The sequence below is a fragment of the Kordia sp. genome, from assembly GCF_050633145.1.
Classification (GTDB): Bacteria; Bacteroidota; Bacteroidia; order Flavobacteriales; family Flavobacteriaceae; genus Kordia.
This window is the reverse complement of sequence record NZ_JBOEFY010000025.1, coordinates 50,313-76,974: the sequence shown is the minus strand read 5'-3', so window position 1 is coordinate 76,974 and position 26,662 is coordinate 50,313. Positions and strand designations below refer to the sequence as shown.

Annotated in this window: 24 protein-coding genes; 11 read left to right on the top strand and 13 right to left on the bottom strand. The window is 33.6% G+C overall.

The genetic code is table 11. From position 1 onward, the window contains the following. The first annotated feature begins 366 nt into the window (after window positions 1-366). From ACRBBL_RS13345 to accD, 3 genes are all read left to right on the top strand, one after another. A complete protein-coding gene (locus ACRBBL_RS13345; RefSeq protein WP_431369562.1) occupies window positions 367-810 on the top strand; it encodes a CPBP family intramembrane glutamic endopeptidase in 444 nt (147 codons plus the stop codon). 328 nt (window positions 811-1,138) lie between these two features. Beyond that, window positions 1,139-2,206: a class II fructose-bisphosphate aldolase gene (gene fbaA / locus ACRBBL_RS13340; protein ID WP_431369561.1), complete on the top strand. Its 1,068-nt coding sequence runs from the start codon at window positions 1,139-1,141 to the stop codon at window positions 2,204-2,206. A 409-nt stretch (window positions 2,207-2,615) separates the two neighbouring features. Continuing rightward, complete coding sequence (gene accD, locus ACRBBL_RS13335; RefSeq protein WP_431369560.1) at window positions 2,616-3,473, top strand: acetyl-CoA carboxylase, carboxyltransferase subunit beta; 858 nt, start codon at window positions 2,616-2,618, stop codon at window positions 3,471-3,473. An 85-nt stretch (window positions 3,474-3,558) separates the two neighbouring features. Here the strand turns inward: accD and ACRBBL_RS13330 are convergent, their stop codons facing one another. Then, window positions 3,559-4,383 (bottom strand): hypothetical protein, encoded by an 825-nt coding sequence (locus ACRBBL_RS13330; RefSeq protein WP_431369559.1) that lies wholly within the window; start codon window positions 4,381-4,383, stop codon window positions 3,559-3,561. A 243-nt stretch (window positions 4,384-4,626) separates the two neighbouring features. Here ACRBBL_RS13330 and rpsO point away from each other — a divergent pair, with 243 nt between their 5' ends. Both rpsO and ACRBBL_RS13320 read left to right on the top strand, forming a co-directional pair. Further along, window positions 4,627-4,896: a 30S ribosomal protein S15 gene (gene rpsO / locus ACRBBL_RS13325; RefSeq protein WP_431369558.1), complete on the top strand. Its 270-nt coding sequence runs from the start codon at window positions 4,627-4,629 to the stop codon at window positions 4,894-4,896. A gap of 167 nt (window positions 4,897-5,063) precedes the next feature. After that, a complete protein-coding gene (locus tag ACRBBL_RS13320; protein ID WP_431369557.1) occupies window positions 5,064-7,304 on the top strand; it encodes a polyribonucleotide nucleotidyltransferase in 2,241 nt (746 codons plus the stop codon). 55 nt (window positions 7,305-7,359) lie between these two features. On the opposite strand, the gene ACRBBL_RS13315 is transcribed toward ACRBBL_RS13320, so the two are convergent. The 8 genes from ACRBBL_RS13315 to ACRBBL_RS13280 form a co-directional block, all read right to left on the bottom strand. Further along, window positions 7,360-8,145: an SDR family NAD(P)-dependent oxidoreductase gene (locus ACRBBL_RS13315; RefSeq protein WP_431369556.1), complete on the bottom strand. Its 786-nt coding sequence runs from the start codon at window positions 8,143-8,145 to the stop codon at window positions 7,360-7,362. Between the two features lie 11 nt (window positions 8,146-8,156). Beyond that, window positions 8,157-8,828 (bottom strand): hypothetical protein, encoded by a 672-nt coding sequence (locus tag ACRBBL_RS13310; protein WP_431369555.1) that lies wholly within the window; start codon window positions 8,826-8,828, stop codon window positions 8,157-8,159. Window positions 8,829-8,860: 32 nt separating this feature from the next. Continuing rightward, complete coding sequence (locus ACRBBL_RS13305; RefSeq protein ID WP_431369554.1) at window positions 8,861-9,355, bottom strand: hypothetical protein; 495 nt, start codon at window positions 9,353-9,355, stop codon at window positions 8,861-8,863. A 329-nt stretch (window positions 9,356-9,684) separates the two neighbouring features. After that, window positions 9,685-10,800, bottom strand: coding sequence for a helix-turn-helix domain-containing protein (locus ACRBBL_RS13300; protein ID WP_431369553.1), 1,116 nt, complete (start codon window positions 10,798-10,800; stop codon window positions 9,685-9,687). A gap of 149 nt (window positions 10,801-10,949) precedes the next feature. Next, the gene (locus tag ACRBBL_RS13295) at window positions 10,950-11,396 is read right to left on the bottom strand and encodes a GtrA family protein (protein WP_431369552.1); all 447 of its coding nucleotides are present in this window, start codon (window positions 11,394-11,396) and stop codon (window positions 10,950-10,952) included. Window positions 11,397-11,737: 341 nt separating this feature from the next. Beyond that, on the bottom strand, window positions 11,738-12,307 hold the full coding sequence (locus tag ACRBBL_RS13290) for a CDP-alcohol phosphatidyltransferase family protein (RefSeq protein WP_431369551.1): 570 nt from the start codon (window positions 12,305-12,307) through the stop codon (window positions 11,738-11,740). 1 nt (window position 12,308) lies between these two features. Then, window positions 12,309-12,824 (bottom strand): CDP-archaeol synthase, encoded by a 516-nt coding sequence (locus ACRBBL_RS13285; RefSeq protein ID WP_431369550.1) that lies wholly within the window; start codon window positions 12,822-12,824, stop codon window positions 12,309-12,311. Then, on the bottom strand, window positions 12,817-15,126 hold the full coding sequence (locus tag ACRBBL_RS13280) for a phosphotransferase (protein ID WP_431369549.1): 2,310 nt from the start codon (window positions 15,124-15,126) through the stop codon (window positions 12,817-12,819). Before ACRBBL_RS13280 ends, ACRBBL_RS13285 begins: the two co-directional genes overlap by 8 nt. Before the next feature lie 188 nt (window positions 15,127-15,314). Between ACRBBL_RS13280 and ACRBBL_RS13275 the strand changes: the two genes are divergently transcribed. From ACRBBL_RS13275 to rpe, 3 genes are all read left to right on the top strand, one after another. Further along, window positions 15,315-16,076, top strand: coding sequence for a 7-carboxy-7-deazaguanine synthase QueE (locus tag ACRBBL_RS13275; RefSeq protein WP_431369548.1), 762 nt, complete (start codon window positions 15,315-15,317; stop codon window positions 16,074-16,076). Between the two features lie 135 nt (window positions 16,077-16,211). After that, window positions 16,212-17,075, top strand: coding sequence for a sigma-70 family RNA polymerase sigma factor (locus ACRBBL_RS13270; protein WP_007096854.1), 864 nt, complete (start codon window positions 16,212-16,214; stop codon window positions 17,073-17,075). 135 nt (window positions 17,076-17,210) lie between these two features. Beyond that, on the top strand, window positions 17,211-17,870 hold the full coding sequence (gene rpe, locus ACRBBL_RS13265; protein ID WP_431369547.1) for a ribulose-phosphate 3-epimerase: 660 nt from the start codon (window positions 17,211-17,213) through the stop codon (window positions 17,868-17,870). Between the two features lie 64 nt (window positions 17,871-17,934). Here the strand turns inward: rpe and ACRBBL_RS13260 are convergent, their stop codons facing one another. Genes ACRBBL_RS13260 through ACRBBL_RS13250 form a run of 3 tightly spaced genes read right to left on the bottom strand, consistent with a single transcriptional unit; the run spans window position 17,935 to window position 22,572 of the window. After that, the gene (locus ACRBBL_RS13260) at window positions 17,935-19,482 is read right to left on the bottom strand and encodes a thrombospondin type 3 repeat-containing protein (protein ID WP_431369546.1); all 1,548 of its coding nucleotides are present in this window, start codon (window positions 19,480-19,482) and stop codon (window positions 17,935-17,937) included. A 17-nt stretch (window positions 19,483-19,499) separates the two neighbouring features. Continuing rightward, window positions 19,500-21,767 carry a hypothetical protein gene (locus ACRBBL_RS13255; protein WP_431369545.1) on the bottom strand — a complete coding sequence of 756 codons (2,268 nt, stop codon included), beginning with the start codon at window positions 21,765-21,767 and terminating at the stop codon, window positions 19,500-19,502. Window positions 21,768-21,792: 25 nt separating this feature from the next. Then, window positions 21,793-22,572 (bottom strand): T9SS type A sorting domain-containing protein, encoded by a 780-nt coding sequence (locus ACRBBL_RS13250; RefSeq protein WP_431369544.1) that lies wholly within the window; start codon window positions 22,570-22,572, stop codon window positions 21,793-21,795. A 510-nt stretch (window positions 22,573-23,082) separates the two neighbouring features. On the opposite strand from ACRBBL_RS13250, the gene ACRBBL_RS13245 reads away from it, so the two are divergent. Beyond that, window positions 23,083-23,739 (top strand): sensor histidine kinase, encoded by a 657-nt coding sequence (locus tag ACRBBL_RS13245; RefSeq protein ID WP_431369543.1) that lies wholly within the window; start codon window positions 23,083-23,085, stop codon window positions 23,737-23,739. Here ACRBBL_RS13245 and ACRBBL_RS13240 read toward each other — a convergent pair. Beyond that, window positions 23,736-24,482: a zinc-dependent peptidase gene (locus ACRBBL_RS13240; RefSeq protein ID WP_431369542.1), complete on the bottom strand. Its 747-nt coding sequence runs from the start codon at window positions 24,480-24,482 to the stop codon at window positions 23,736-23,738. The two genes, ACRBBL_RS13245 and ACRBBL_RS13240, sit on opposite strands and share 4 nt — an antisense overlap. Window positions 24,483-24,657: 175 nt before the next feature. On the opposite strand from ACRBBL_RS13240, the gene ACRBBL_RS13235 reads away from it, so the two are divergent. Together ACRBBL_RS13235 and ACRBBL_RS13230 are read left to right on the top strand one after the other, a co-directional pair. Then, the gene (locus ACRBBL_RS13235; protein ID WP_431369541.1) at window positions 24,658-25,179 is read left to right on the top strand and encodes a hypothetical protein; all 522 of its coding nucleotides are present in this window, start codon (window positions 24,658-24,660) and stop codon (window positions 25,177-25,179) included. Between the two features lie 102 nt (window positions 25,180-25,281). Further along, window positions 25,282-26,589, top strand: coding sequence for an aryl-sulfate sulfotransferase (locus ACRBBL_RS13230; protein ID WP_431369540.1), 1,308 nt, complete (start codon window positions 25,282-25,284; stop codon window positions 26,587-26,589). Window positions 26,590-26,662: the final 73 nt, after the last annotated feature.

The window sequence follows — 26,662 nt, the reverse complement described above, 5'->3', positions numbered from 1 at the left end:
GCTGTGTATAATATTGGGATTAATTATCCTTTTTAAGTGTTAGATGTTAAGGAAAATACTTTTACATTTTTCATTTTGAGTTTTACATTTTAAATTTCGTTATTTGTTATAAGAATCTAAACTTATAAACACATAAACTAAGGTCAAAACTCAATGAAGTTCTACAAAGCATTTTTGTTTACACTCTTATACATAATCTTTACTGAGCTAATTTGGCTTTGGTACTTTTTACTATTAGGAAAAAACAATATTCCAATAATATTAAAAAACTACGATTTCATCAACAGTCTTATTTGCTTGACGTTATTTATTGTCTTTTTTTCACGTCCAAATCGAAAAGATGTATTGAGTTTAAAAAAAACGACATTGAATTTCATCCTACTTGGAGTCCTATTAGGAATCGGATTTGTATTCTTTCAAATGCCCCTAAATATTTTATACTACTTTGACACTACTTCAAATATTCATACTTATGAATTTACATTAGAAAGACTATACTCACTAAACTCATTGTCATATATAATTTTAATGCCAATTGTTGAAGAGCTCTTTTTCAGAAATTATCTCCAACGCGCATTGACAGAAAAATACAAACCTTATCTAGCTATATTTTTTGCTTCTTTATTATTTTCTTGTATACATCTTCAACTTGGTAAGTCACTATATGATATATCATTTCTAAATCTGCATGATGCATATATTACATTCTTTGGCGGATTCATCTCAGGAGTGCTTTTATACAAATCAAAATCTATCGTACCTTCTATCCTATTTCATATATTTTGGAATTTAACCATAAATGTCGTTTGATATACAATTGCGTCAAACATTTTCAATTTGAGTTTTGAGTGACAAAATAATTTAAAATGTAACATTCAACATTTACAATTAAAAAACACTATAACGTTTGCGCTATCAAACAGTTACAAATCACGCGTTAATTCTTTCCAAAAAACAGCCAACAACAAATCAATTTTTATCCAAAAACACAAATAATCTGATAGAATTTCAAGTGCTAAAACGACTAAAATTATCAAATTCGCAAAAGTGACTTCCTTAACACTTCTAAAATTAACAACTACGTAAAAACTCATTACAATTTTATTACTTTTGTAATCCAAACTAAAAACCAAAGACGATGAGTCATAATATCAAAGCAGGAGTTGCTACTGGAGATGAAGTACAAGAAATATTCAAACTAGCCAAAGAAAAAGGCTTTGCATTACCAGCAGTAAATGTAGTAGGTTCAAACTCTGTTAATGGAGTACTAGAAACGGCTGCAGAACTCAACGCTCCTGTAATTATTCAATTCTCAAATGGAGGCGCACAATTCAACGCAGGAAAAGGTTTAAGCAACGCAGACCAAAAAGCGGCAATCGCTGGTTCAATTGCAGGCGCAAAACACGTGCATGAAATGGCAGAAGCCTATGGCGTTCCTGTAATTTTACATACCGATCACTGTGCTAAGAAACTATTACCTTGGATTGACGGTTTGTTAGACGCAAGTGAAAAGCACTTCGCCGAAACTGGAAAATCATTATACAGTTCGCACATGATCGATCTTTCAGAAGAACCATTAGAAGAAAACATCGAAATCTGTAAAGAATATCTAGCACGTATGAGCAAAATGGGCATGACGCTAGAAATCGAATTAGGAATTACAGGTGGAGAAGAAGACGGAGTTGACAACAGCGATGTAGACGATTCTAAACTATACACACAACCAGAAGAAGTTGCTTACGCATACGAAGAGTTAATGAAAGTAAGTCCAAGATTTACCATCGCAGCAGCTTTTGGAAACGTACACGGTGTATACAAGCCAGGAAATGTAAAGTTGACACCAAAAATCTTGAAAAACTCGCAAGAGCATATTTCAAAAAAATACAACGTTGGACACAATCATATTGATTTCGTTTTCCATGGCGGATCTGGTTCTACGCTAGAAGAAATTAGAGAAGCAATTGGATACGGAGTTATCAAAATGAACATTGATACAGATTTGCAATACGCATTCATGACGGGAATTCGCGATTACATGTTAACGAAGCAAGACTACTTAGCAGCACAAATTGGAAACCCTGATGGAGACGACATTCCAAACAAAAAAACATACGATCCAAGAAAATGGTTACGTGAAGGTGAATTGACTTTCAAAACACGTTTAAAGCAAGCTTTTGAAGACTTAAACAACGTAAATACCTTATAATATAGTTGGGCGTTACCTTTTAGGTCGGGCTTTCGGCAGTCGCTCTCTTCGAGGAGCTTCAACAAAACCTCAATCCCTAACGCGAATCAAAGACTACTGAGTACAGTCGAAGTAAACGCCAAAGTTCCCACGAAAGTGAGAATCTCATGAAAGTAAAAGTCACAAAAAGACAGATTCCACAAAAGTGGAAAACAAAAAATAAAACCTCGTTACTACTGATAATCAATAAGTAACGAGGTTTTTTATGCTCAAATAAATTCGAATATGTAGATAGCCATATCAAATTTTGAGTTTCATTAATAAAAACAGTAATTTTGTCGACTAACTTAAAAAGGAAACTAACTAATTGATCGTACGGTACAGATTGTAAAAACAGTCTAACATTGTAAATCGTAATTCACAAATCATTATGGCTTGGTTTAAAAGAAAAGAAAAAGGAATTCAAACCTCAACGGAGGAAAAAAGAGATACGCCCAAAGGTCTTTGGTACAAATCACCAACAGGAAAAGTTGTTGATTCAGAAGAACTGGCAAAAAACTTTTACGTAAGTCCTGAAGATGGATATCATGTTCGCATAGGAAGTAAAGAATATTTTGAAATATTATTTGACGAAGGAGAGTTTAAAGAACTTGATAAAAACTTAACGTCAAAAGATCCTTTAAAATTTGAGGACAGTAAAAAATACGTTGACAGACTGAAAGCTGCCAAAGAAAAAACAGGATTAAAAGACGCTGTAAAAACAGGAGTTGGAAAATCGAAAGGAAAAGACTTAGTCATTGCCTGTATGGATTTCTCTTTTATTGGAGGTTCTATGGGAAGTGTTGTGGGAGAAAAAATTGCACGTGCTGCAGATTATTCACTTAAAAACAACGTTCCATTCATGATTATTTCAAAATCTGGTGGTGCTCGTATGATGGAAGCTGCCTTATCATTAATGCAATTGGCAAAAACCTCTGCAAAATTAGCACAACTAGCTGATGCTGGTATTCCATACATTTCATTATGTACCGATCCTACAACAGGAGGAACAACAGCTTCATTTGCCATGTTAGGAGACATTAACATTGCTGAACCTGGTGCATTAATCGGTTTCGCAGGACCAAGAGTTGTACGCGATACTACTGGAAAAGATTTACCAGAAGGTTTCCAAACATCAGAATTCTTATTAGAACACGGATTCTTAGACTTTATCTCACACAGAAAAGAATTGAAAAACAGAATCAACTTGTATATTGACTTAATTCAAAATCAGCCAATACGCGCGTAATTTTGTTTGCACATAAACTTATAAAAAAAGGCTTCCAAATTGGAAGCCTTTTTCATTGCCTAAAACTAAAAATTACTCAAGATTGCTAATCTAAATAAATGGTTACGGTTTCTCCATTTGGATTTGTCCACGTGGCTTCACCATCGCAAGTTCCTTCTCCGTATGCTAACGTTCCTGTGTTATCATTTCGAGACAACTCAACTGTTCCGCTTACAATAAAAGCACAAACTGCTTCTCTACGCAATGCCGTTGTAATATTTGCTGCGTATGTATTTCCAAGTCTTCCAGTAGTTGTAGCGTTTCCTGTAATAGAAAACACATTATCTGTCCAAGTTCCTGTGCCAACACCTTCAATCCATTCACGAATTCTAACACCTTCGCGAGTGGCTGTGGTTTCATCTAGCCAAGTAACTTGCATATTCACTTGCGCAGTCGATTGCGGATTTCCTGCATCATTAGTCAAGATGCGTTCTATGCTACGTGTTCCTTCAATCAATACACCATTTCGAGTAAAGTTATCAAAACTCACTGCAATTTCTCTATGTGCTGGATCTGTATTAATTTCATGACTCATTATAATAATACCGCTTACTATATTTCCATTTGGCAATTCGCATCCATCGCCAAAATCGAGTGTTTTTTGTCTAAAACCTTCACTAAGTTCAATAGTAATTGTTACACATGGTGGCAAAAATGATGTTGCCGATTTATTTTCTAACGAAGCTTCTTCTACAATTAATCCAATATCATCCGATATCAAATCAACTTCTGCACTGCGTTTTGCGAGTTCGTCGTTCATCACTGCTTCTTCAAGAGTTGCAGTTTCATTTTCGTTTTGACAAGCAGTCATAAGAAAGAGACTCATCAAGACCAATAAAATTCCTCGTTGCTTTTTGAATTTGGTTTTCATCTGTTTTTGTTTTTAAAGTTTAAATTCTTTCAGATAGAATTAACCGATAATCATCTTAGTTTGGCGCCAACCAGGTATTATGGTTCATTTCATAAATTAACGTTTTTTAACATTAATGTACTTAGGACTCGCTACAATCAAAAAGGTTTAATTATTAATTTGCAATCTAAAAAATAGTAGTATATTTGCCGCTTGATACGATACACGTATTGATACATAAAAATCATTAAAATTAATATTGGCATGTACTTAAATAAGGAAGCTAAAGCGGAAATTTTCGCAAAGCATGGTAAATCTGCAACAGACACTGGAACATCAGAATGTCAAATTGCATTGTTTACATACAGAATTAATCACTTAACAGAGCACTTAAAGAAAAATCGTAAAGATTTTAACACGGAGCGTTCTCTAGTAAAGTTAGTAGGTAAAAGAAGAAGTTTACTTGACTACTTAAAGAAAACGGATATCACAAGATATCGTGCAATCGTAAAAGAATTAGGATTAAGAAAATAAAACTAAAGAGGCTTCGTGCCTCTTTTTTTAATACATAAAAGTACGCTTCTAGCATTGGTTGGAAGTATTAAAAAGCTATAATTACTGGTTTTTCATTGGGTCAAACAACAACTACACACACAACAACAACACAACGACCTTTGTTTAATTAGAATTAAAAAAAATTTATGATTCCAAAAGTTTTTAGAGAGGTCATAGACCTAGGCGACGGTAGGGAAATTTCTATCGAAACCGGAAAGTTAGCAAAGCAAGCTCATGGTAGCGTTGTTGTGCAGTCAGGAAAATGTATGTTATTATGTACAGTGGTTTCTAACTACAAACAAAGCGATGTTGACTTTTTACCCTTAACAGTTGACTACCGCGAAAAATTTGCAGCAGCTGGACGTTATCCTGGTGGTTTCTTCAAAAGAGAAGCAAGACCAAGTGATGGTGAAGTATTAACAATGCGTTTAGTGGATCGTGTATTACGTCCATTATTCCCAAAAGATTATCACGCAGAAACGCAAGTGATGATTCAGTTAATGTCTCATGACGAAAATGTAATGCCAGACGCAATGGCTGGTTTAGCAGCATCTGCAGCTATTCAATTATCAGATTTCCCATTTGAATGTGCAATCTCTGAAGCTAGAGTTGGACGTATTGATGGCGAATTTATCATTAACCCAACTAGAGCACAATTAGAAGAATCTGACATCGATATGATGATTGGAGCTTCTGCTGATTCTGTAATGATGGTTGAAGGTGAAATGGATGAAATTTCTGAAGAAGAAATGACGGAAGCTATCAAGTTTGCACACGAAGCTATTAAAGTACAATGTGCTGCACAACTTCGTTTAGCGGAAGCTTTCGGAAAGAAAGAAGTACGTGAGTACGATCCTGAAAGAGAAGACGCTGATTTAGAGAAGAAAGTGTATGACATGGCATACGATAAAGTATATGCTATTGCAAAAGCTGGTTCTGCAAAACACGAAAGAAGTAATTCATTCGCAGAAATTAAAGAAGAAATCAAAGCAACTTTTTCTGAAGAAGAATTAGAAGATTTTGGTGATTTAGTATCTAAATATTATCGTAAAGCTGAAAAATCGGCTATCCGTGATTTAACATTAAATGAAGGTTTACGTTTAGATGGTCGTAAGACTGACGAAATTAGACCAATTTGGTGTGAAGTAGATTACTTACCATCAACACATGGTTCGTCAATCTTTACACGTGGAGAAACTCAGGCTTTAGCAACTGTTACTTTAGGAACATCTAGAGAAGCAAACCAAATAGATATGCCATCTTTCGAAGGTGAAGAGCGTTTCTATTTACATTATAACTTCCCTCCTTTTTCAACAGGTGAAGCACGACCAATTCGTGGAACATCTCGTCGTGAAGTAGGACACGGAAACTTAGCACAACGTGCATTAAAAGGAATGGTACCTGACGATTGCCCGTACACAGTACGTGTAGTTTCTGAAGTATTAGAATCTAACGGTTCTTCTTCTATGGCAACTGTTTGTTCTGGAACAATGGCGTTAATGGATGCTGGTGTACAATTAAAGAAACCAGTTTCTGGTATTGCAATGGGATTAATTTCTGATGGTGATTCTGGAAAGTACGCTGTTTTATCTGATATTTTAGGTGATGAAGATCACTTAGGAGATATGGACTTTAAAGTTACTGGAACTGCAGATGGTATCACTGCTTGTCAGATGGATATTAAAGTAAAAGGATTATCATACGAAATTCTTGTAAATGCTTTACAACAAGCTCGTGACGGACGTTTACACATTTTAAGTAAATTAACGGATACGATTGCTGCACCAAACGACAACGTAAAAGCACATGCACCAAAAATGATTACCAAAACAATTCCTGGTGATTATATTGGAGCGTTAATTGGACCTGGAGGAAAAGTAATTCAAGAATTACAAAAAGCGACAGGAACTACAATCGTTATCAACGAAGATCCTGTAACTGAAGAAGGAATTGTTGAAATCTTAGGAACAGATCAAGTAGGAATTGATGCTGTATTAGCTAAGATTGACTCAATCACTTTCAAACCAGAAAAAGGAAGCATTTACGAAGTAAAAGTTGTAAAAATGTTAGATTTCGGAGCTGTTGTAGAATATACAGAAGCACCAGGAAACGAAGTATTATTACACATTTCTGAACTTGCTTGGGAACGTACAGATAATGTAAGTGACATCGTAAAAATGGGAGATGTTTTAGACGTGAAATATTTTGGAACTGATCCAAAGACTCGTAAAGAGAAAGTTTCTCGTAAAGCTATCTTACCAAAACCAGAAGGATATGTTACAAGACCACCAAGAGATGACAAACGTTCTGGTGGACGTGATAACAGAGGTAGAGATAATCGCGGACGTGATAATCGCAAACCAAGAGAAGACAAGAAAGAAAATTAATATTTTCAACTCTTTATATATTAAAAAACGCCTCGAAATTTCGAGGCGTTTTTTGTTATCGATTATTTTCTTGCAATCGTCTAATGATTGTGGTAACCAAACTTCTAGGTATAAATCTTGGAACATTTGACAACAAACGATTCAATTGCCCAGGAATTGCAACTGTTTTTCCTTGCTGCATCGCTTTATAACCATATTTTGCCACTGCTTTTGGGCATGCAATGTTAAACTTAATTTTATGTTCTGAAGCACTTGCTGCAACAACTTTCTGAAATCCAGTATTGGTTTGTCCAGGGCATAATGCTGTCACCGTAATTCCTGTACCTTTCAATTCGTTGGCAATAGCTTCTGAGAATGATAAAATATATGCTTTCGATGCATAATACAATGACATCAATGGTCCAGGTTGAAACGCTGCCAAACTGGAAACATTTAATATTTTGCCACTTCCATGCTTCTCCATTCGCTTCAACAACAACTTTGTCAAATACGTTGTGGTATACACATGCAATTGCAACATTTTAGATTCGCGCTCCCAGTTTGTAGTTGAAAATTTCCCAAACAAACCAAAGCCAGCATTATTAATTAAAACGTCAATTGGTGTATTTCCAATTTGCTTCATAACTTCCTCACTGCTTGATGCTTCACTCAAATCCTGAATAATTATTTTTATGTTCACATCAGCAATCATTCTAATATTTCTGATGGAAATTCCTAGCTTTTCTACATCAATATCAACCAAAATTAAGTTGTATTTATCTTTTGCCAATAATACCGCAAACTCAAATCCCAGTCCTGAAGCTGCACCTGTAACTAAAGCTGTTTTTCGTATATTTTTCATGACATAAGAATTTATTCATTCGTCAAACTCCATAATTTACCATCCGTATCCTTAAATTGAACAATTCCGAAACCTAAATCATAAAATATCTCATTTACTAGAATATCTATATTTGTTGAATCATTGTAAAGTCTATTTGGTGTCTCACTTTCAAATTTTAAAACGCTATCATAATTAACACCATTTAAAGTTAGATTTTGATATGTATATCCATATTTATAATCTATAGTTATGTCTATAGGATTTTGAATTTCATCAATAAATGAGGCTGAAGATTGATTCCATAGCGGGAATTTTAATCCTACTCTAAAAACATCCTCTCTTTTAGAAAACACATAATTAATCTGGTCACAACAAGAATAGTTAGTTCCATTTTCAATTATTTCTAAGCGAATAATTTTACTGTCAAAATATGCTTGCATGTGTCCGCCACCACCAGAAAATGTGCCTTCAGAAAACTGTCTTGCTTTACGTTCTGTTACTTCTACCACTTCAAAATGTAGTGATTCATTGTCTTCATTTTTATAAACTAAAATATCTCCTTCTTTATATTCATGATTTATAATGAATTTTTGTTCTGTTTCTCCAAATTGGTAATATGGATATTCTTGCTCTGTTGACTCATCTGTTTGGCAACTTACTAAAGCCAATACCGTTAAGATTGTTACGCATACGTTTTTCATTTTTTGATCTGTTTTTAAGTTATGTTTTTGAGTTAAAATCTTTTTCCAAATGAGATTCCAATGCGTGGATATGCACTATCTAGTCCGTCGTCATTGATGAAATTTCGTCCTGCTCCTACAATCAATTCACCAATCCATCCATTATTTGTCAAGAACTTTCCTCCTATTCCAATTCCAAAACCTCCACCAAACAAGTTTTCGTTTTGATTTTTATCTGATTCTGCGCTAAAAAGGCTAACACTACTTTCTAAAAACATGCCAGCTGCTCGTTTTTTTCCAAAATAGAATCGATAGTAAGGCGTTACTCCAAACTTATAATCAATAGAATCATCTGCGGAAAATCCTATAGAAAATCCCAAACCAGATTCGTCATTTAAAATACGCTCATAACTTATTTCGGGGAAACCCAATATGGTATTTAGTCCGTTAACTTTTAGTTCATTCTTTCCCGAAATTCCTGTTTTGTTTTCTTGCGAATTCATACTTATAGAAAGTAGTAAGGCAAAAATTAAAATCACATTTTTCATAATTATAGTTTTTAATGTTAATATGAAACGAATGTAGTTGTGATTGATAATTTCAACATCCGAAATTATGGTTTGCAGAAATATTCGGATGCTTTTTAATTGGTGGTTTTCCAACAAAAAGGATTAAAAAAATGTCGTTTCAATCAAAAACAAACACATGAGAGAACATTCTAAACAACTGAAAACACTACTCCTAAAAGTGATTTTACTTTGAAAACGACACAACTTTCAGCTTGACTGATACTACTAAAAAAATAGCGTGAAAAATTTAGGTTTTTGTACTATTTGTAAGTGTCCGAAATCTTATTCGGATGAGAATCTAGGATAGTTTAGTGTGTTTTTCGATATTCGGAAGGTGTGAGATCGGTAAACTTTTTGAAGGCTGTGTAAAAGGTAGATCGTGAATTAAATCCGCATTCCAAACCAATAGCCACAATGGTATAATTATCAAAATCGTCATCTTTTAGCAACGCTTTTGCTTGTGCTACTCGTAACGAATTGATGTAATCGGAAAAGTTATATTCACTACAATTATTAATCAGTTTTGACAAATGTCCAGCACTAATTTCGAGTTCTTCAGACAATTGTTCTAAGCTTAGTTTTGCATCTAAAAATCGTTGTTCTGAAATGATATAGTTTGCAATCGTCTCAAATTCCTGTTGATGCTTTTCTGACAAGTTATTTTCTGTTTCTTTGACTACTTTTTCAGTCGTTTCAGGCTTTAACGCTGCCAATTTTCCACGCAACATAATTCGGTCATGCAATAAAGTATATCGCGAAGTTCCTTGATATCCGATCCAGTATAACAATACAGAAGTCGCCAATCGCAATGGGTAATATGCACGTGCAATACTAAAATAAGTATTTAATACAATGGCTAAAACCCAGAATCCTAGTACAAATCCACCAAGAATTAAAAATATTTTCAACCATTTGATGTCATCATAATTTACAATAAAATCAAGGAGTTTGCTTTCTTTAAATACAATTTGAAGACATCTATAAAAAAGAAAAATCGAAAATGCTGCATTTGCTATTTCTTCAATAGTTGTATACATTTTAATGGAAGAAACATCCGTTTCCGAGGCATTCAAAATAAAAATACTTCGCATTATCAATTCCAACAGAAACAATACAATGGCAAAATTTAAAAACCCGCGTACTTTGTTTTCAATCTTTAAATAATGAATTAAAAACATGTAAAACATAGGCATGATAAACATGTACCAAGGCACTAAAAACTGCTTCAGAAAGAAAGGATCAAAGCGAAAACCTTTAATAATAAGCCAAGCTTGTAAGTTGTTTAGTGATAAAAAGAAAACGGTGAGATTCAAGAAAATAATCACCTTATCCACTTTCTTTTTAGAAAATAAAGTAAAGCCATTAAAGATAAATCCTTGAACGGCACCGGCAATTAGTAAAAAATTAAAAAAACTAGAATCCATTAATTTTTCTTTGTCGTGAAAGTAGGAAACTCAAATCAAACTTAAAATATTTTTGAGCTTTATTTAACAATGAATTATCTATTATAATGTATCACAAATTTCATTTTATAGTAACCATAATTCTATTTTGTTACCTACTTTTTCGACTTTTATGCAACTGAACTCACTTCTACTTTGAATATGTATTTTTTAAGAAATACCAAACTAATCAACGCCGTTGCTGCCAAACAACATGCCCAAACCAAACGATGATTGAATTGTAGAATTTCAGATAGAAACCAATTCAATCCTGTGCTAAATACCAAAGAACCAATATCTACAATGTACGCTCGGAATAAACTTTTAAAATACGGTGTTTTGTGCGAAAACGTAAAATGTCTGTGCAATGCATGTTGCCGTGCAATTCCAATAACAAATGCCAATACCCAACTAATGGTTGCTTTTGGCGAAAACGGATTGAGATAGTATATGATTTCATACGTAATTAGACTCAAAACCATACCAATAGTTGCGATAACAAGCATTCGTATGGTTTCTGATTGTTTGTGAAAGTAGTGCATTTTGGGTTTTGGGTTTTGGGTTTTTAGAAAATTCATTTTTCAGTGATTCCAGACGTCATTTCGAGTGTTTTTCTGAAAGAAAAATGTATCGAGAAGTGCTTAGAAACGATATACTTCAAAGTGTCTTTTATATTTAGTATTCAAGATTTTAGATTAAATGTTTGCTTTGCTTATTCGTATATTTTTTTTACTACGAATTCACGAATATTGTTATGTTACTCTTAATTTTCTTTGAACTCGAATTGGTCTTTCTTTTTAATTTAAAATTTAGCATTTATAATTTGACATTTTAACTTCAAAGTACTTCTCGATACAAAATTTTATACTAAAATTTCACTCGAAGTGACACTTGTGTAAAATTGAAAAATTCTAAATACTCAATTCTGTTTCAAAACCCAATACAACCCTTTGGCGTCTGTTTTCATTTCGTTTGAAATGAACAAAATTATGAATTCTTCGATGTGAGAAATATAACCAATAGCCATAGCCACATAGAATAAGTATTCGTTGTAACCCCAAGCAAATAGTACAAATATGAAAATCCCTTGAATGTATCCACCAATTTTGGTTGTGTATAAATGTAGGCTTGGATATTGCTTGAATTTGATGAAAGAAATGATCAAACCTGTCATGAAAAAGCCAATGAACAACCAAAGCATCCAAATAGATGCTGCAAAGTCATTGATTTTGAATGTAAAGATTCCGATGAAAGCTGCGATAAATGTTCCGTTGTCTGCTAAAGAATCTAATCTTGCACCGAATTTTGTTTGTAGATTGAACGTACGTGCTATCAATCCGTCGAGAATGTCCGTGATTAAATTCACACATAAAAATATGGCGAATAAATTTTCTTTTCCTGCGTAGATAAACCACAAAATTAATGGAAACGTGAGCAATCGGTAAAAACTTAAAAAGTTAGGAACGTTATATATATTTTCTTTGTTCATATTAGAATGATTTTTTAATGTGAAATTGAACTAAAATTTGACTGATAATGATGTGCGTACAACTGCTGATACAAAAGAGCATGAGTGCATTTTGAAACGAGATGTTTCCCATTAAAAAATACGCGAGACTTACTCCAAAAGCAGAATCTGTTTTATCTATCAATGCGAATAAAACTCTATTAGAAGCTGCTTGTTTTCCTGCCTGAATTCCCAATCTTCGTTTCATAAACGAATTTGGCAATTCAAATAACATGTAGGCAACTCCAAGAATAAAACCGAAGAAGAACGCTTGCTGTAGTTGAAACTCGAAAATGAAATTTAGCAAATACACTAGAACAGCATTTACAAGCGAAACGAATACAAAACCTCTCCATGTTTTATTGGCACCGAATTGTTGTTGTGAAATTGGTCGTTTCAGCCAAGGAAACACATCTTTTTTGATGACCATCATGTGTAATACATTTGACACAATCAACGGAACCAAAACGATATAGATATGCTGTAAAAAACTATGCATCTTCATTTAGATATTTGAGCATTTTTAATGCAGTTTCCAATACGCGTTTTGAAAAATCGTATGCGATTAGTATACCTGAAACTTCATAAAAAGAAAGTCTTGTAATGATGTATACTTTCAGCGAATATCTATATGCTTTTAACCATTCATTCCAATCGACAGCATCGTACAATTGATAATGTGTTTTTAGATAAAAATAGAGTTCATCTTTTTTGAAATCTGGCAACAGTGTAAAACTTAAAAACTCTACAATATCACGCTGTGGCAAATCAATTACCGCCAATTCCCAATCGTAAATAACAGGTTCTCCATTATTTCGCACTGCAATATTCCTTGGATTAAAATCGTTGTGAATGATTGTTTTTTCAATCAAAATTTCACTCGCTTGATAGTGTAACTCATCAATTTCCTCGTGCAATCCTTTCAATATGATTTGATCTTTTTCAGCCGCACATTCCGCAATTAAAATCTGCATCATCTTTTTATATAGTTCGGCAGATTTCCATGGTTGAAATTCTTGTACATGTTTAAAATCTTCCACAGTTACTTCTTGATGGAACTTCGTAATGATTTTGAGTACGGAAAGAATATCCGCAGGTTTCCAACTTTTAGGATGATTCTCAGAGTTCATAATTTTCATCTCAGCAAAAGGCAGAAATTCTTGAATCAACATAAAAATTTCGCGTTTCGGATTTACATGTTTCCCAAAATACTTTGGCATGTTTTCAAATCCGTTTGTATGTAAATAAGTATACAATTCAATTTCTTTGAGATGGCAATTATGGTATTCTAAATGTCGTTTCGATTTTTTCAATATATCAGATAATTCAGGATTGATAGAAGCTGCAATGGTATGTAACCCTTTAATTACCTCATCATCGAGCGGTTTGGATTTTATAAGTACATCTTTAGTGTTTGCCTTTCCGTTTTCTTGCATATAATCAATTTGAAACGGTAGAAAACCTATGATTTTTTTATTGACTTTTGATGCGATGTTTGTTAGAATTCCATTCTCTAATAAAGCATGCGATTTTGGTTCTATGTTTTGAATTTGCTTGTCTTCAAAAAAACCATTCAAACTCGATTGCACAAAGTTTGAGGTTACTTCCGACGGCAATAACCATTGTACAGGTTTGTTTCTTCCTAGTTTTTCGTGTGCTTTCGCGAATTCTCCACTTACAATTGCGGAATATGTTGAAATTTCCAATCCCAATGCAAAACCAGCAATCAGCTTTGCAAATCGCTCCACTTTTCCACTTCCGTAACAATCCATTATTTCCAATGCTTGTGCTTGCCTTGGCAACGAAGTTCCGCCACCAACACTTCCTATGACTAAGTTTGGCAGAGTTAATTGCAGATACAAACCACCATTTTTTTGTTCTAAATGCAATATTCCAACACTTGATTCGTGAATAGATGCCAAGTCTTGTCCTGTAGCTACAAAAATTGCCGCAATCGCATTCGCTACATTAATATTGTAGCCAACCATTCCGTCTTTTTCTGCTAGTTTTTTAGATGGATGATAGCAATTCATCAACTTATCGGAAGTTGTTCGTAATACTTTCGTGATGATTTCTTCGGGAATCGTACATTCGGCAACAACGCGAATTCCTCTTCCTGAGTCTATATTATAGTGTGATACTTTTTTGTCGCAAGCACCATTTCCTTCAATCACAAAATCAATCGGGACAATTCCTGTCGCGTTTGTAAATGCGTCCACCAAATACAACATGGCATGCCACGTACACGTTGTCGTCATATTTTGTCCAGAAGCATCACCTGTTTCATAACTAAATTTTAGATGCACTACTTTTTCTTGCTGAATGCGTTCGATTGCTATCAATTTTCCGTGATTGGTGTGTGCTTCCGCAGCTTCTTTGATGTTTAAAAATGTATCGTTTACATAGTTTACAAAAATGCTTGCTTCCTGTTCTTGCTCAAAGATGAACATGGGCGAACGCGTCATTTTTTGCCATTTTACTTCCGCAGAAAAGCCATTGCTTTTACTAATAACTTTTGCGCCACGATTCATGCTAGCAATTAATGCACCTTCTAAAGTTCCTGCTGGACAATAGGTTAATTCTTGTTTTTCATTGTCATTGAAAAGCAACGGACCAACAATTCCCAACGGAATTTCGGTGCTTCCTATATAGGATTCTATATTTCCGCGAATGTCTTGAAACTCGAATCGCGATGCAGAAATCACATCTGTTTTAATATTATTTGTTTCGAGAAAGTCCAAACGCATGCTTGTTGCTGTACTTGTTACAAGTCCTCTTCCTGGTATAATCGGTATTTCCATAAGTTCTAAGTTTTAATACTATTCAAATCTATTGCAATAATCACATCAAAAATGGCAATCAACACAAATGAAGAATTTATTTTTTGCGATTTTCACAAATATTGAATTGATTTTTATTCAACAACACATAGTTTTGTGTCTGAAGTAGGAATGCTTTAATTTTGCGTTTTACTTTTGAAGCAGCATTTATGACGACATTGAAAATTGCAAATCTTGATGGGAAGCCCGAAATTTTTCATTCTATTCAAGGAGAAGGAAAAAACATGGGACAACCGAGTGTGTTTATCAGAACATCGCTTTGCAACTTGCATTGTATTTGGTGCGATACAGATTATACATGGAATTGGGAGAAAACGCGTTTTACCCATGTAAAGGATGAAGATCCTACGTATAAGAAGTATGAAATGGACAAAATGATTATTTCGCTTACGCTGGAAGAAATCTATAGCGAGGTTGCTAAAAGTGGTTGTAAGAATATTGTATTAACTGGCGGTGAACCGATGATGCAGCTAGAAGAACTTTCAGCATTAATCCAATTTTTCAATACGAAAGCTGACGATTATTTTTTTGAGATTGAAACCAACGGAACTTTAGTACCAGATGCTACTTTTGAAGGTTTGATTCATCAATATAATGTATCACCTAAATTAGCAAACTCGAATAATCCGAAGAAATTACGCGAAAAAGCAGATGCGTATAACTATTTTTCTACGAACGAAAAGGCGGTTTTTAAGTTTGTAATTTCCTCTGAGAACGATCTCACGGAAGTGTTAGAAATCTGCCAAAATTATAAAATACCCAACCAAAAAGTATATTTAATGCCCGAAGGAACCAACCCAGAAGCGTTAAAAAAGAAGCAACAATGGTTGATTGAAGTTTGCAAAAAGTACCAATTTCACTATACCGATCGTTTGCACGTACATATTTATGGCGATAAAAGAGGCGTGTAATTCATTCGTTTTTAAATAATTACACTTTTTTATGAATTTAATTTAAAATAATTCGGAAACTTCTGTAACATTTTAGCGACTTCATACGTATAACTATTAGCGTAAGCACAAAGATTAAAATCCCAAGTAGATTACATGAGACAACTTAAAATTACCAAGCAGGTTACCAATAGGGAAACTGCATCCTTAGACAAATATCTTCAAGAAATCGGTAAAGTTGACCTTATTACAGCAGACGAAGAAGTTGAATTAGCACAGAGAATTAAGGCTGGCGATCAAATAGCGCTAGAAAAATTGACAAAAGCTAACCTTCGTTTCGTAGTATCGGTTGCAAAGCAGTATCAAAATCAAGGATTAACACTTCCTGATTTGATTAATGAAGGGAATTTGGGTCTAATTAAAGCCGCGCAACGTTTTGATGAAACACGTGGTTTTAAATTTATTTCGTATGCTGTATGGTGGATTAGACAATCTATTCTTCAAGCATTAGCTGAACAATCTCGTATTGTTCGATTACCTTTAAACAAAATTGGTTCTATTAACAAAATTAATAAGACCTTTGCATATTTAGAACAAAGTCATGAACGTATTCCATCTGCAGAAGAAATTGCAAAGGAATTGGATATGACTGTGAATGATGTAAAAGAATCGATGAAGAATTCTGGAAGACACGTATCCATGGATGCGCCACTTGTAGAAGGAGAAGATTCTAACTTATATGATGTATTGAATTCTGGTGAATCGCCAAATCCTGATAAAGAGTTATTACATGAGTCTTTAAAAACAGAGATTGAGCGTGCATTAGAGACGTTAACACCAAGAGAAGCAGACGTAATTCGTTTGTATTTCGGATTAGGAAACCAACATCCAATGACTTTGGAAGAAATTGGTGAAACTTTCGACTTAACTCGTGAGCGTGTACGTCAAATTAAGGAAAAAGCGATTCGTCGTTTAAAGCATACTTCACGTAGTAAAATATTGAAAACATATTTAGGATAAACTCCTAAAAACAGTACAGCAGTTTAGTTTTTATAACATAACTGTTCGTTTTTTGATTGATGAATGACGCTCTCGCATTGCGAGAGCGTTTATTTTATAGTACTTTTGTCGGCAAACAACAACACACTACAAATTATGTCTACAAAACGAATTGCGCCATCGATTTTGGCTGCAGATTTTGCAAACTTACAACGCGATATTGAACTAGTAAACAATAGTGAAGCCGATTGGTTTCATATTGATATTATGGATGGCGTTTTTGTTCCGAATATTTCTTTTGGAATGCCCGTTTTAAAAGCAATTAGCAAACATGCTACGAAAACTATTGATGTGCATTTGATGATCGTTGATCCAGATCGTTATATTCAAACTTTTGCCGATTTAGGCGCAAATGTATTGACGGTACATTACGAAGCATGTACACACTTACACAGAACGCTACAGGCGATTAAAGCCGCAGGAATGAAAGCTGGCGTAGCATTGAATCCGCATACAAGTGTAAGTCTCTTAGAAGACCTTATACAAGATATTGACTTGGTATGTATTATGAGTGTGAATCCTGGTTTTGGTGGACAATCGTTTATTGAAAACACCTACGATAAAGTTAAAAAACTAAAAGCATTGATTACCGAAAAAGGTGCTGCTACTGAAATTGAAATTGATGGTGGCGTAAATGATAAAAACGCAAAAGCATTGGTTGACGCTGGTGCAGATGTGTTGGTTGCAGGAAGTTTTGTTTTTAAATCTGAAAACCCAACAGAGACTATCAAAAATTTGAAAAGTATTGTTTCTTAGAAAAGAAATTTATAGTATTTAAAAAAAGAGCTCGTATTTTTAAAATACGAGCTCTTTTTATTTTTTACTGCGGACATACAATTTGTTGTCCAACAAGCATTCCTTGTTCGTTTGGTTTGTAACGGAAACATTTCCCTGAAGCAGTTTTCATGATGATTCCTCGGTTTATGTTGCTTATAAATACATCGCCATCTTCTACGTGAAATTTAGCTAGTGGATTGTTTGTACTGACTCCGACAAAACCTGTATCAGCACCAGCTTCTGCTTGACATGCATCTCCTACTCCATTTCCATCGGTATCTAATTGATTGTTGTTTGCTATTGACGGACAGTTATCACACGGATCACCAACGCCGTCATTGTCGGTATCTAATTGATCGGGATTGCTAAGATCTTGGCAATTGTCGTTGGCTATGATTCCATCTTCGCCACAACCGTCAACGATATCACTAACGGAGTTACAATTAGCGTTATTACCGTATAAAGTAATAGTTCCTGTAACTAATCCTTGATTATAGAAACGATCTAAAATACAACATTCGTCCAAACTACTATTGTTCGATATGTTTATGTTACCATTTATCTTAACAATATCCTCCAAATGACTTACATCAGTTAAATTTTGATTTGCTGTAATAAATAAATCTCCAAAAACCTGAAGGTTTCGTCCTAAATTATTAAGATTTTGAATCGACGCATTATTAATTATTCGTATATCGCCTGACCTTCCTAAAAATCGAAAATCATCTAGATTATCTAGGCTAGCATTATTATTAATAGTTATTCTTCTTGCATAGTTTGTAAGTGCACTTAATAAATATAGTTCAGTTAACGCTGCATTTCCCTCTATTGTTACACCTAAGCCTCCGCCATTTGGAGCATTTGCTAATCTAAATTGTATGTCAGTTAAACTTTGATTATTGAGTATTTGTAAAGTAGTTATATTTACCTGAGTGTTATTTCCAATTGATATAGACTGTAATGCGTCATTTTCTTCTATTTTTAAAGTGGTGATAGTACTTATAAACCCAGGCAAGGCAATAGTTTGAAGTTGGTCACAGTTGGAAATTAATAATATAGAACCAACAGAAGACAAATTATTTAAACCATCTAAACTGAGTAAACTAGGATTGTCTACGGCTCTAAAAAGTCCAGTAATTGAGTTAAGTCCATTTAGACCATTCAAAGATGTTAGCGATGCATTATTTTCAATTGCAAGATACCCTTGTATTGAAGACAATCCGTCTAATCCTGTTAAAGATATTAAATTAGGATTGTTCAGTATTTGGATAGAAGAATTAGAAGCATATCCAATAGCTGTTATATTTTGAAGACCATTTAAACTTACCAGACTTGTGTTTTGAATTTTGATAGACAAGCTTATATTATTTAGGAAAGATAAGCCAGAGATATCAGTAATATCATTTGTTCCCGTTGAATCATCACCAATAGTTAGTGAACCTTGAATGGTATCGCATCCTGTTCCTGAATGAGTTGCTACAAAAGTATCAACTTCCGCCTGTGTCGTTAATGTTGTAGTTCCAGTACAAACTTGCGCATGTAAACTAAGTAACCCAAAGCAACATAAAATAGTTATGCATATTTTTTTCATTATATATAAATTATTATTTATTGTGGACATGTTATTTGTGTCCCTACTAATTTTCCGTTTGTATCTGGCTGATATCTATAGCATTTCCCATCAGCCGTTTTCATGATAATTCCACGGTTGATGTTGCTTATAAATACATCACCATCTTCTACGTGAAATTTACTTAAAGGCATATTTGTACTGACACCAACAAATCCTGTATTAGCTCCAGCTTGTCCTTGGCAGGCATCTCCTATTCCATCATCGTCTGCATCTAATTGATTGTTGTTTGCAACAGTTGGACAATTATCACAAGGATCACCAATGCCATCATTATCGGTATCTAACTGATCAGGATTGCTAAGGTCTTGGCAATTGTCGTTGGCAATGACTCCATCTTCACCACAACCATCCAAAATATCAGAAGCGGAATCACAATTTGTATTATTTCCAATCAAATTTGTAACACCTTCTACAGCTCCATTATTGTATAATCTTCCCAAAGGACAGCACTCATCAAGACTTGAATTATTTGTTAAAATAAAATCTCCAAATATTTTAAGAACTTCATCAATGTGATTTATATTGGTTAATGCTTGATTACCGTTGATTGTCAAATTCCCAAACACAGTAAAATTATTTCCAAGTCCATCAATACTAGCTAACGATGAATTATTTTCGATAGTTATATCACCAAAGTTTTCAATAGTACTTAAACCTATTAAATCTGTTAAACTAGAGTTATTAATTATGGATATTTCTTTTCTAAACGAAGTAATAGAAGTAAATAAACTCAAGCTTGTTAAGGATGCATTTCCTTCAATCAATACAGATTCGCCTGATGAATTGGAATTTACATCTGCCATTGTGAATAGAAAATCAGTAAAGCTTTGATTATTGCGAATTTTCAATGACTCAAAATTTATATTTGAATTACTTCCTAAAGATATTGATTGCAATGCATCATTTCCACTTATTTCAAATACCGCCAAATCGTTACCTAAATTTGGTAATACAATAGCTTGGAGCTGATCACAATTGGAAACCAAAAATTGTTGACTAAATGCCGATAAGCCATTCAAACCATCAAGATTCTGTAAACTCGAGTTATTACTTATGGCTATATTTCTACCAACTGTACTCAATGAATTTAAGCCATCTATTGAAGTTAGAGAAGCGTTATTAGTTACTTTCAAATCTAGCGAAACACTATTTAAACTATTTAAACCTGCTAGTGATGTAAGCCCCGAATTATTCAAAATTCTCAATTCGCCTCCGACAGATGTCAAACTACTCAAGCCATCTGTTGAAGAAAGAGATGAGTTTCCATTGATTTCTAAATTTAGTGGAACTATTGAAATTCCATTTAATCCTTGTAAAGACTGTAAGGAAGGATTATTTATAAGTGTACATTGTCCTTGTAAATTGGTTAATCCGCTAAGTCCATTAATAGACATTAACATTGGATTGTTCAAAATGTACAGGTTTTCCAAACTACTTACATTCGATAGTCCATCTATATTTAGAAGAGAAGAATTATCAACAATACTTATAAAATTTTGAATAGAAGCCACATTGCTTAGTTCATTCAAAGAAGTCAATCCTGTGTTATCAATTACTAAGGTTATAATGTTTGTATATGCATTAAGACCAGCAATTGACGATAATGAAGGATTGTCTCTCAAGAAGAAAGCCATTCCTATGTGTGTATCTTCATTTACTACGTTTAGTCCTGAAAAATTAGTTAAATTTGGGTTATTTAAAATTTCAATAGAATTCACACTTCGCGTCAACGTCAAAGATAAATTGGAGATTCCCGTATTTTCAATAGTTACATCTTGTTTGACCTTAATTTGAGAAAGACCATCAAGACTAGTTAATACAGGATTATCTCTAATAAGCATTACGGAGATTCCTTGATTAGGCATTAAATTTTGTAAAGCGACAGTTGAGGTTAAGTTTGGATTATTGATAATGTATAAATAAGCTTGAGATCCACTTGAATAACCAATATCAACTATATTTTCAAATCCAGTTAAATCTGTCAAATTAGTGTTAAAAATGCCCAAAATCCCTCCAACATTAGTAATGAAAGAAAGCCCTGAAATATCTACGATATCATTATTTAAATTGTTCCCAATGTATAAATTACCTCCAATAGCATTGCAACCTGTACCTGCATAATTGTTAATGAAATTATTTACTTCAGCTTGAGTACTTAAAGAGAGGTTTCCAGAAATACAATTTTGAGCATGTGAATAGGTAATTCCTAATAAACATAGCGTTAATAAGTATATTTTTTTCATTGTAATGAAATTTATTTTTAAGGAATTATTGCACTTTAATTTTCTTAACGCTAAACTTTTGCGCACTATATACTTTTACCAAATACAATCCTTTGGCAAGTTTGCCCAAATCAACTTTATCGGTTCTATTAGTAATTAAAACTTGCTTTCCAAGCAGATTATATACTTCTACTTTGTCTATTTTATCTAGTGATCGAATGTAAACAACATCATTTGTTGGATTTGGAAATACTTGTAAAGATTCAATAGTAGTTTCTGCAACGTTTAATAAACTTTCATGCACCAAACGAATTTGTCCTGGTAATGTATAATCAACTGCAAAACCAGAAAGATTTACACCTAAATTTACTGATGTAAATTGCCCTGAAATATTTCCTGTATACGATATAATAGTAAATGAGTCTGTATTTGCTGGCATAAAACCATCAATGGTAGCAATGTCTAAAGTTCCATTCATTACTAAATCACCATCAACAAACACATGATCGTGACCATTTTCAAGTCCAATTCCTGCATTTCCTTGAATGTCTAGCATAAATCCTGCTGCCGAACTATTGATTAATGAAGAATCAAAACTTAAATCGCCGATAATAACGCCTGGATTAATAACTGCCAAATTCATTGCTTCGGAAAAATCCATGATACCATCACCTTTAATTTGTCCACCGTTTCTATTTTCAAAACTGTCTGCACTATATATCAGTGCCGATTCTTGCAACATTAAATCCGCTCCATCATTTACAAGACTTTGACTATATGAATGCATAGTAATACATAACAATAGAATGAATAGTATTTTTTTCATCATAGTATTTTTATTAAAAAACATTAAATATTGTCCAAAAACAATTGAATGTTAAAGGTATAAAAGACTGTTTTACTAGGAGGAGTGAGGCAGAATAAAAAGTAAAATCAGCAATACGTACTAAGTAAAGAAAAATTCAATAAAAATCATATTCTTCAATCTATTTTTTTATAAATTTTTTGGGTAAAACTTCTTTCATTCTTCTTATTTGAAAAAAAACAAACTTAAAACAGTGTCATTTTTACAACAGAAAGTTGTCTTTTTAATGACAATTCCGTGAATTAATAGTTTTTTTCTTATTTTTTTAAAAACGAATCGTAAACCATTAAAAGACAAATTTTTACACAGAAGACACATATTCTATTTTCCGTGAATATAGAGCCCTTTTTCCCGAAAAGAGACAAAAACCTGTTGTCTTTTGCCTGTAACAATAGTACATTTACCTATACCTATTTTATAGTAATCCCTAAAAGCCAGCATAACAAATGTTAACTAAAAAAACTGTATTGAATGTCATCAAATGAATTATCGTTACGTTACGATCTTTTGAATTCCCAAATGAATCCGCATTTTATAAATAATGCAATTCAAAGTATCTGTAATGCCATTACCAAAGGAAATGTGAATCAGTCAATCAACTGGCTAAACAGACTTTCACATTTGTACCGACTTGTCCAAAAATCGACCAAATGTAAATTGATTGATTTACAGGATGAGATCGAAATCTCAAAATTATATATAGAATTACAACGCGATCTTTTTGACAAAGGTTTTGCATACACTATTGTCATTGACAAAGCATTGAAAGAAGATTTGGAATACACCAAAGTGCCGCCACTTATTTTGCAGCCTTTGATAGAAAATGCAATTGTTCACGGATTAAAAACTATGAAACGCAACGGAAAAGGCGAATTAAAGATTTCCATCATGTTAGAAAAAGAAATGATATACGCATGCATTACCGATAATGGTGAAGGCATTACAAAAACAGAAAAAGAGCTCAATGAAGATGCTGGAATTTCTCTAGAAAACATCAATGAACGCTTAAAAATCATCAACGGTTCAACATGCGAACAGAAGCTTTTAGACGTGCGAACGTTACGAAATGATGCTGGGCTAGTTTTTGGAACACAAAGTTGTCTTAGAATTCCGCTAATTCAAATTTAAAAATCAGCGACATCCATATTTAACATCAATTTTACTCTGTTGTAAATATTGGGCAATTTTGCTTTGAATTCTTCGGGTGTTTCAAAGAAATGTTCTACCAAGACTGATAAAAATTCGTATTGATTCTCAAAAGCATAATCACGTAGATAATTCATCTTTATCAAGCGTTTTTGTGCATCTGTATCAGTTAAGGAAGCAAGCAATAATTTGTAATGTTTTAAAAATGTGCGAGCACTATAACTGCTTTCCGTTAAAAAACTAAAATGAACAGCATGCGTAAGCTCATGAATTCCGAGATTTAGATTGTCATCTTGAATTTTAATGCCTTCTTCAAAATCTTCCCATGAAAACACCAAGGTTTTATACGTCGGATTTGCTTCTCCTTTATGATATTGATTTGTAATATTTGAAAAGTAATGCTCTGGATAAACTAAAATTGTTTCAAATCGTGATAGCAAATAACGACTAAACCCAAAAGTAAGCATCACTGCTGTCGACGAAATTAAAAGTTGCATTCGTTCTGTCACCAACAAATCTTCGCGACCAACAAACGTATGGTACTTAATAAAACGGAGTACTCTGTGTTCAAAAGCTCGTCGCTCTTTTGCTGTTAGCTTTTCATAAAAAGGCATTTCCTCAGCAACAACAGCGCGTTGTCTTTCCGTAAACTTCTTCGCAAATAATACAAAGCGATACAAGTCTGTTTTTCGATAAATAAATCCTTTTAAATAATCTAGTGGCAATGGTAATAATTTAGGAAATACACTGTTTTGGTAAATTTGTAAATCGGTTCGCTTGCTAAAGTAATTATTCTAAGATAGAAAAAGTAGCTTCGTAGAAATTATTATAGCAAACTTTCTATATTTATAACATACTAGACAAAATACTTTCAACGTTATTTACAAAACCGATCATTCCATGAAAATAAACTCAATTCTGCTATTTTTCATATTTCTATGTACAGTCAACAGTAGCTTTAGTCAAAACAAACGTGACTTCGGTATGTATACATATACCAATTTTGAGGCTGGTTATAGTTATAGTTTTGCAGAACCTAACCATCGAAATTTTCACTTACTTTCTGTTGGACTTAATAAGATGGTATTTGGCGGAAGACACGGTGGCGGTTATAGCTATGGAGTTGGTTCCGATATTGGATTGAACACTAGAAACTTTACAATTGCTCCAAAAATAAATGGTTTTTTGTACTTTCAATTTTTTGTGATTGGATCTGAATTGGCTATGTATACTGATTTTAAAGAAACTACATTGCGGTATATTCCTATCTTTGGAATTGGTGGCGAAAAAGCCAAATTAACAATCAATCCGCAAGTAATATTAACAAATAAAAGTTTTGAACCAATTGATCGTGGTGCCATACAATTAACTGTAAACTTTTCATTGGAAAAGCGACCAAAAAAGTATAAAAACGGTCTGTAAAAGTTAAAAAACATACAGAATCAATCAAAAATGGCAAAAGTTATATACTTTCTTAAGGGAAATCCTCAATAATTATATATTTTTAGCCTACTAATTTAAGCTATGATGAAACTTACTTCAACCCTCAAATATGCGGCACTGGCAATACTATTTGCTTTTGCAAGCTGTGCTGACGACGATTCAGTTATTATTACACCCGAAGGTGAAACCCCAAATCCAGATCCGGTAAACTTAGCTCCCGAAGTAGAAGTGTATGAAGCTACCAAAATTCATAACAACTTAACGCTAGCTGTAAATGCTGGTAAAGACTTTGCTTTTTTATTAGATAAAACTGGACAAAAAGTACATGAATTTACTTTTGACGAATCTTTAGGAAACGATTTTGAAATATTACCTAACGGAAAACTTTTAGGAATTTTTAAAGATCCAAATGCCCAAATTAATTTTGGAGGTCATGGTGGAATCGTAAAAATCATGAACCTTAACGGTGATGTCGAATGGGAATATTCACTAAGCAACTCTGATTTTATTTTACATCATGATGTAGAAATGTTACCAAATGGAAATGTTTTATTATTAGTTTGGGAACGTATTCTTGAAGCAGATGCCGCTGCGCAAGGATCTACAAATCCTGGTGATATTTACCCGGAAACATTAATGGAAATTGATATCAATACAAATTCAATAGTATGGCAATGGAGAAGTTATGACCATATTATCCAAGATGACGATGCAGCACTTCCAAATTATGGAATTGTGGCAGACAATCCACATAAAATAAACGTCAATTACAATCCTATTGCCAATGGTGACCTTATGCACGCCAATGGTTTTGATTATGATTCAAATAAAGATGTAATTTACTTAAGCGTAAACTTTTATAGCGAAGTTTGGGTTATTGACCACAGCACAACAACTGCAGAAGCAGCTACAGGCGCTGGTGGAAATTACGGAAAAGGTGGCGATTTAGTTTACCGATTTGGAAACCCACGTGCATACGACAATATGATGGGAGAAGTACGAGGCGATCGTAATCACTATCCAAACCTATTAGAGAATGGCGTACAAGGAGAAGGAAACATGTTATTATATGTAAACGGATTTGCAGCAGGTTTCTCAACAGTATATGAGTTGGAAATGCCAACCACTTTCTCATTAACACCTAATACTGACAACGAACCTAATGTAGTTTGGTCTTATGTAAATACAGACATATTTTCTAGTAAAATTTCTGGAGCTGAACGTTTGGCTAATGGAAATACATTAATTTGTGAAGGCGATTTTGGTTTCTGGGAAGTTACACCTGAAAAAGAGGTTGTATGGCGTTATAATGGTGGAGAAGGTTCTTTCTTTTGGAGAGCATACGATTATGAAGTAGATGATCCTATTTTAGCTTCTTTCGGACTATAAACGTATTAAGATACTTTTAGGTTTTATTTATTATTACCTTAGAGAATAGTAACGTACATTATATGTACTTTTC

Bases quoted from the DNA above. Each gene is read 5' to 3' on its own strand.
- fbaA (WP_431369561.1), top strand. From the start codon at position 1,139: ATGAGTCATAATATCAAAGCAGGAGTTGCTACTGGAGATGAAGTACAA.
- accD (WP_431369560.1), top strand. From the start codon at position 2,616: ATGGCTTGGTTTAAAAGAAAAGAAAAAGGAATTCAAACCTCAACGGAG.
- ACRBBL_RS13330 (WP_431369559.1), bottom strand. From the start codon at position 4,383: ATGAAAACCAAATTCAAAAAGCAACGAGGAATTTTATTGGTCTTGATG.
- rpsO (WP_431369558.1), top strand. From the start codon at position 4,627: ATGTACTTAAATAAGGAAGCTAAAGCGGAAATTTTCGCAAAGCATGGT.
- ACRBBL_RS13320 (WP_431369557.1), top strand. From the start codon at position 5,064: ATGATTCCAAAAGTTTTTAGAGAGGTCATAGACCTAGGCGACGGTAGG.
- ACRBBL_RS13315 (WP_431369556.1), bottom strand. From the start codon at position 8,145: ATGAAAAATATACGAAAAACAGCTTTAGTTACAGGTGCAGCTTCAGGA.
- ACRBBL_RS13310 (WP_431369555.1), bottom strand. From the start codon at position 8,828: ATGAAAAACGTATGCGTAACAATCTTAACGGTATTGGCTTTAGTAAGT.
- ACRBBL_RS13305 (WP_431369554.1), bottom strand. From the start codon at position 9,355: ATGAAAAATGTGATTTTAATTTTTGCCTTACTACTTTCTATAAGTATG.
- ACRBBL_RS13300 (WP_431369553.1), bottom strand. From the start codon at position 10,800: ATGGATTCTAGTTTTTTTAATTTTTTACTAATTGCCGGTGCCGTTCAA.
- ACRBBL_RS13295 (WP_431369552.1), bottom strand. From the start codon at position 11,396: ATGAATTTTCTAAAAACCCAAAACCCAAAACCCAAAATGCACTACTTT.
- ACRBBL_RS13290 (WP_431369551.1), bottom strand. From the start codon at position 12,307: ATGAACAAAGAAAATATATATAACGTTCCTAACTTTTTAAGTTTTTAC.
- ACRBBL_RS13285 (WP_431369550.1), bottom strand. From the start codon at position 12,824: ATGCATAGTTTTTTACAGCATATCTATATCGTTTTGGTTCCGTTGATT.
- ACRBBL_RS13280 (WP_431369549.1), bottom strand. From the start codon at position 15,126: ATGGAAATACCGATTATACCAGGAAGAGGACTTGTAACAAGTACAGCA.
- ACRBBL_RS13275 (WP_431369548.1), top strand. From the start codon at position 15,315: ATGACGACATTGAAAATTGCAAATCTTGATGGGAAGCCCGAAATTTTT.
- ACRBBL_RS13270 (WP_007096854.1), top strand. From the start codon at position 16,212: ATGAGACAACTTAAAATTACCAAGCAGGTTACCAATAGGGAAACTGCA.
- rpe (WP_431369547.1), top strand. From the start codon at position 17,211: ATGTCTACAAAACGAATTGCGCCATCGATTTTGGCTGCAGATTTTGCA.
- ACRBBL_RS13260 (WP_431369546.1), bottom strand. From the start codon at position 19,482: ATGAAAAAAATATGCATAACTATTTTATGTTGCTTTGGGTTACTTAGT.
- ACRBBL_RS13255 (WP_431369545.1), bottom strand. From the start codon at position 21,767: ATGAAAAAAATATACTTATTAACGCTATGTTTATTAGGAATTACCTAT.
- ACRBBL_RS13250 (WP_431369544.1), bottom strand. From the start codon at position 22,572: ATGAAAAAAATACTATTCATTCTATTGTTATGTATTACTATGCATTCA.
- ACRBBL_RS13245 (WP_431369543.1), top strand. From the start codon at position 23,083: ATGTCATCAAATGAATTATCGTTACGTTACGATCTTTTGAATTCCCAA.
- ACRBBL_RS13235 (WP_431369541.1), top strand. From the start codon at position 24,658: ATGAAAATAAACTCAATTCTGCTATTTTTCATATTTCTATGTACAGTC.
- ACRBBL_RS13230 (WP_431369540.1), top strand. From the start codon at position 25,282: ATGATGAAACTTACTTCAACCCTCAAATATGCGGCACTGGCAATACTA.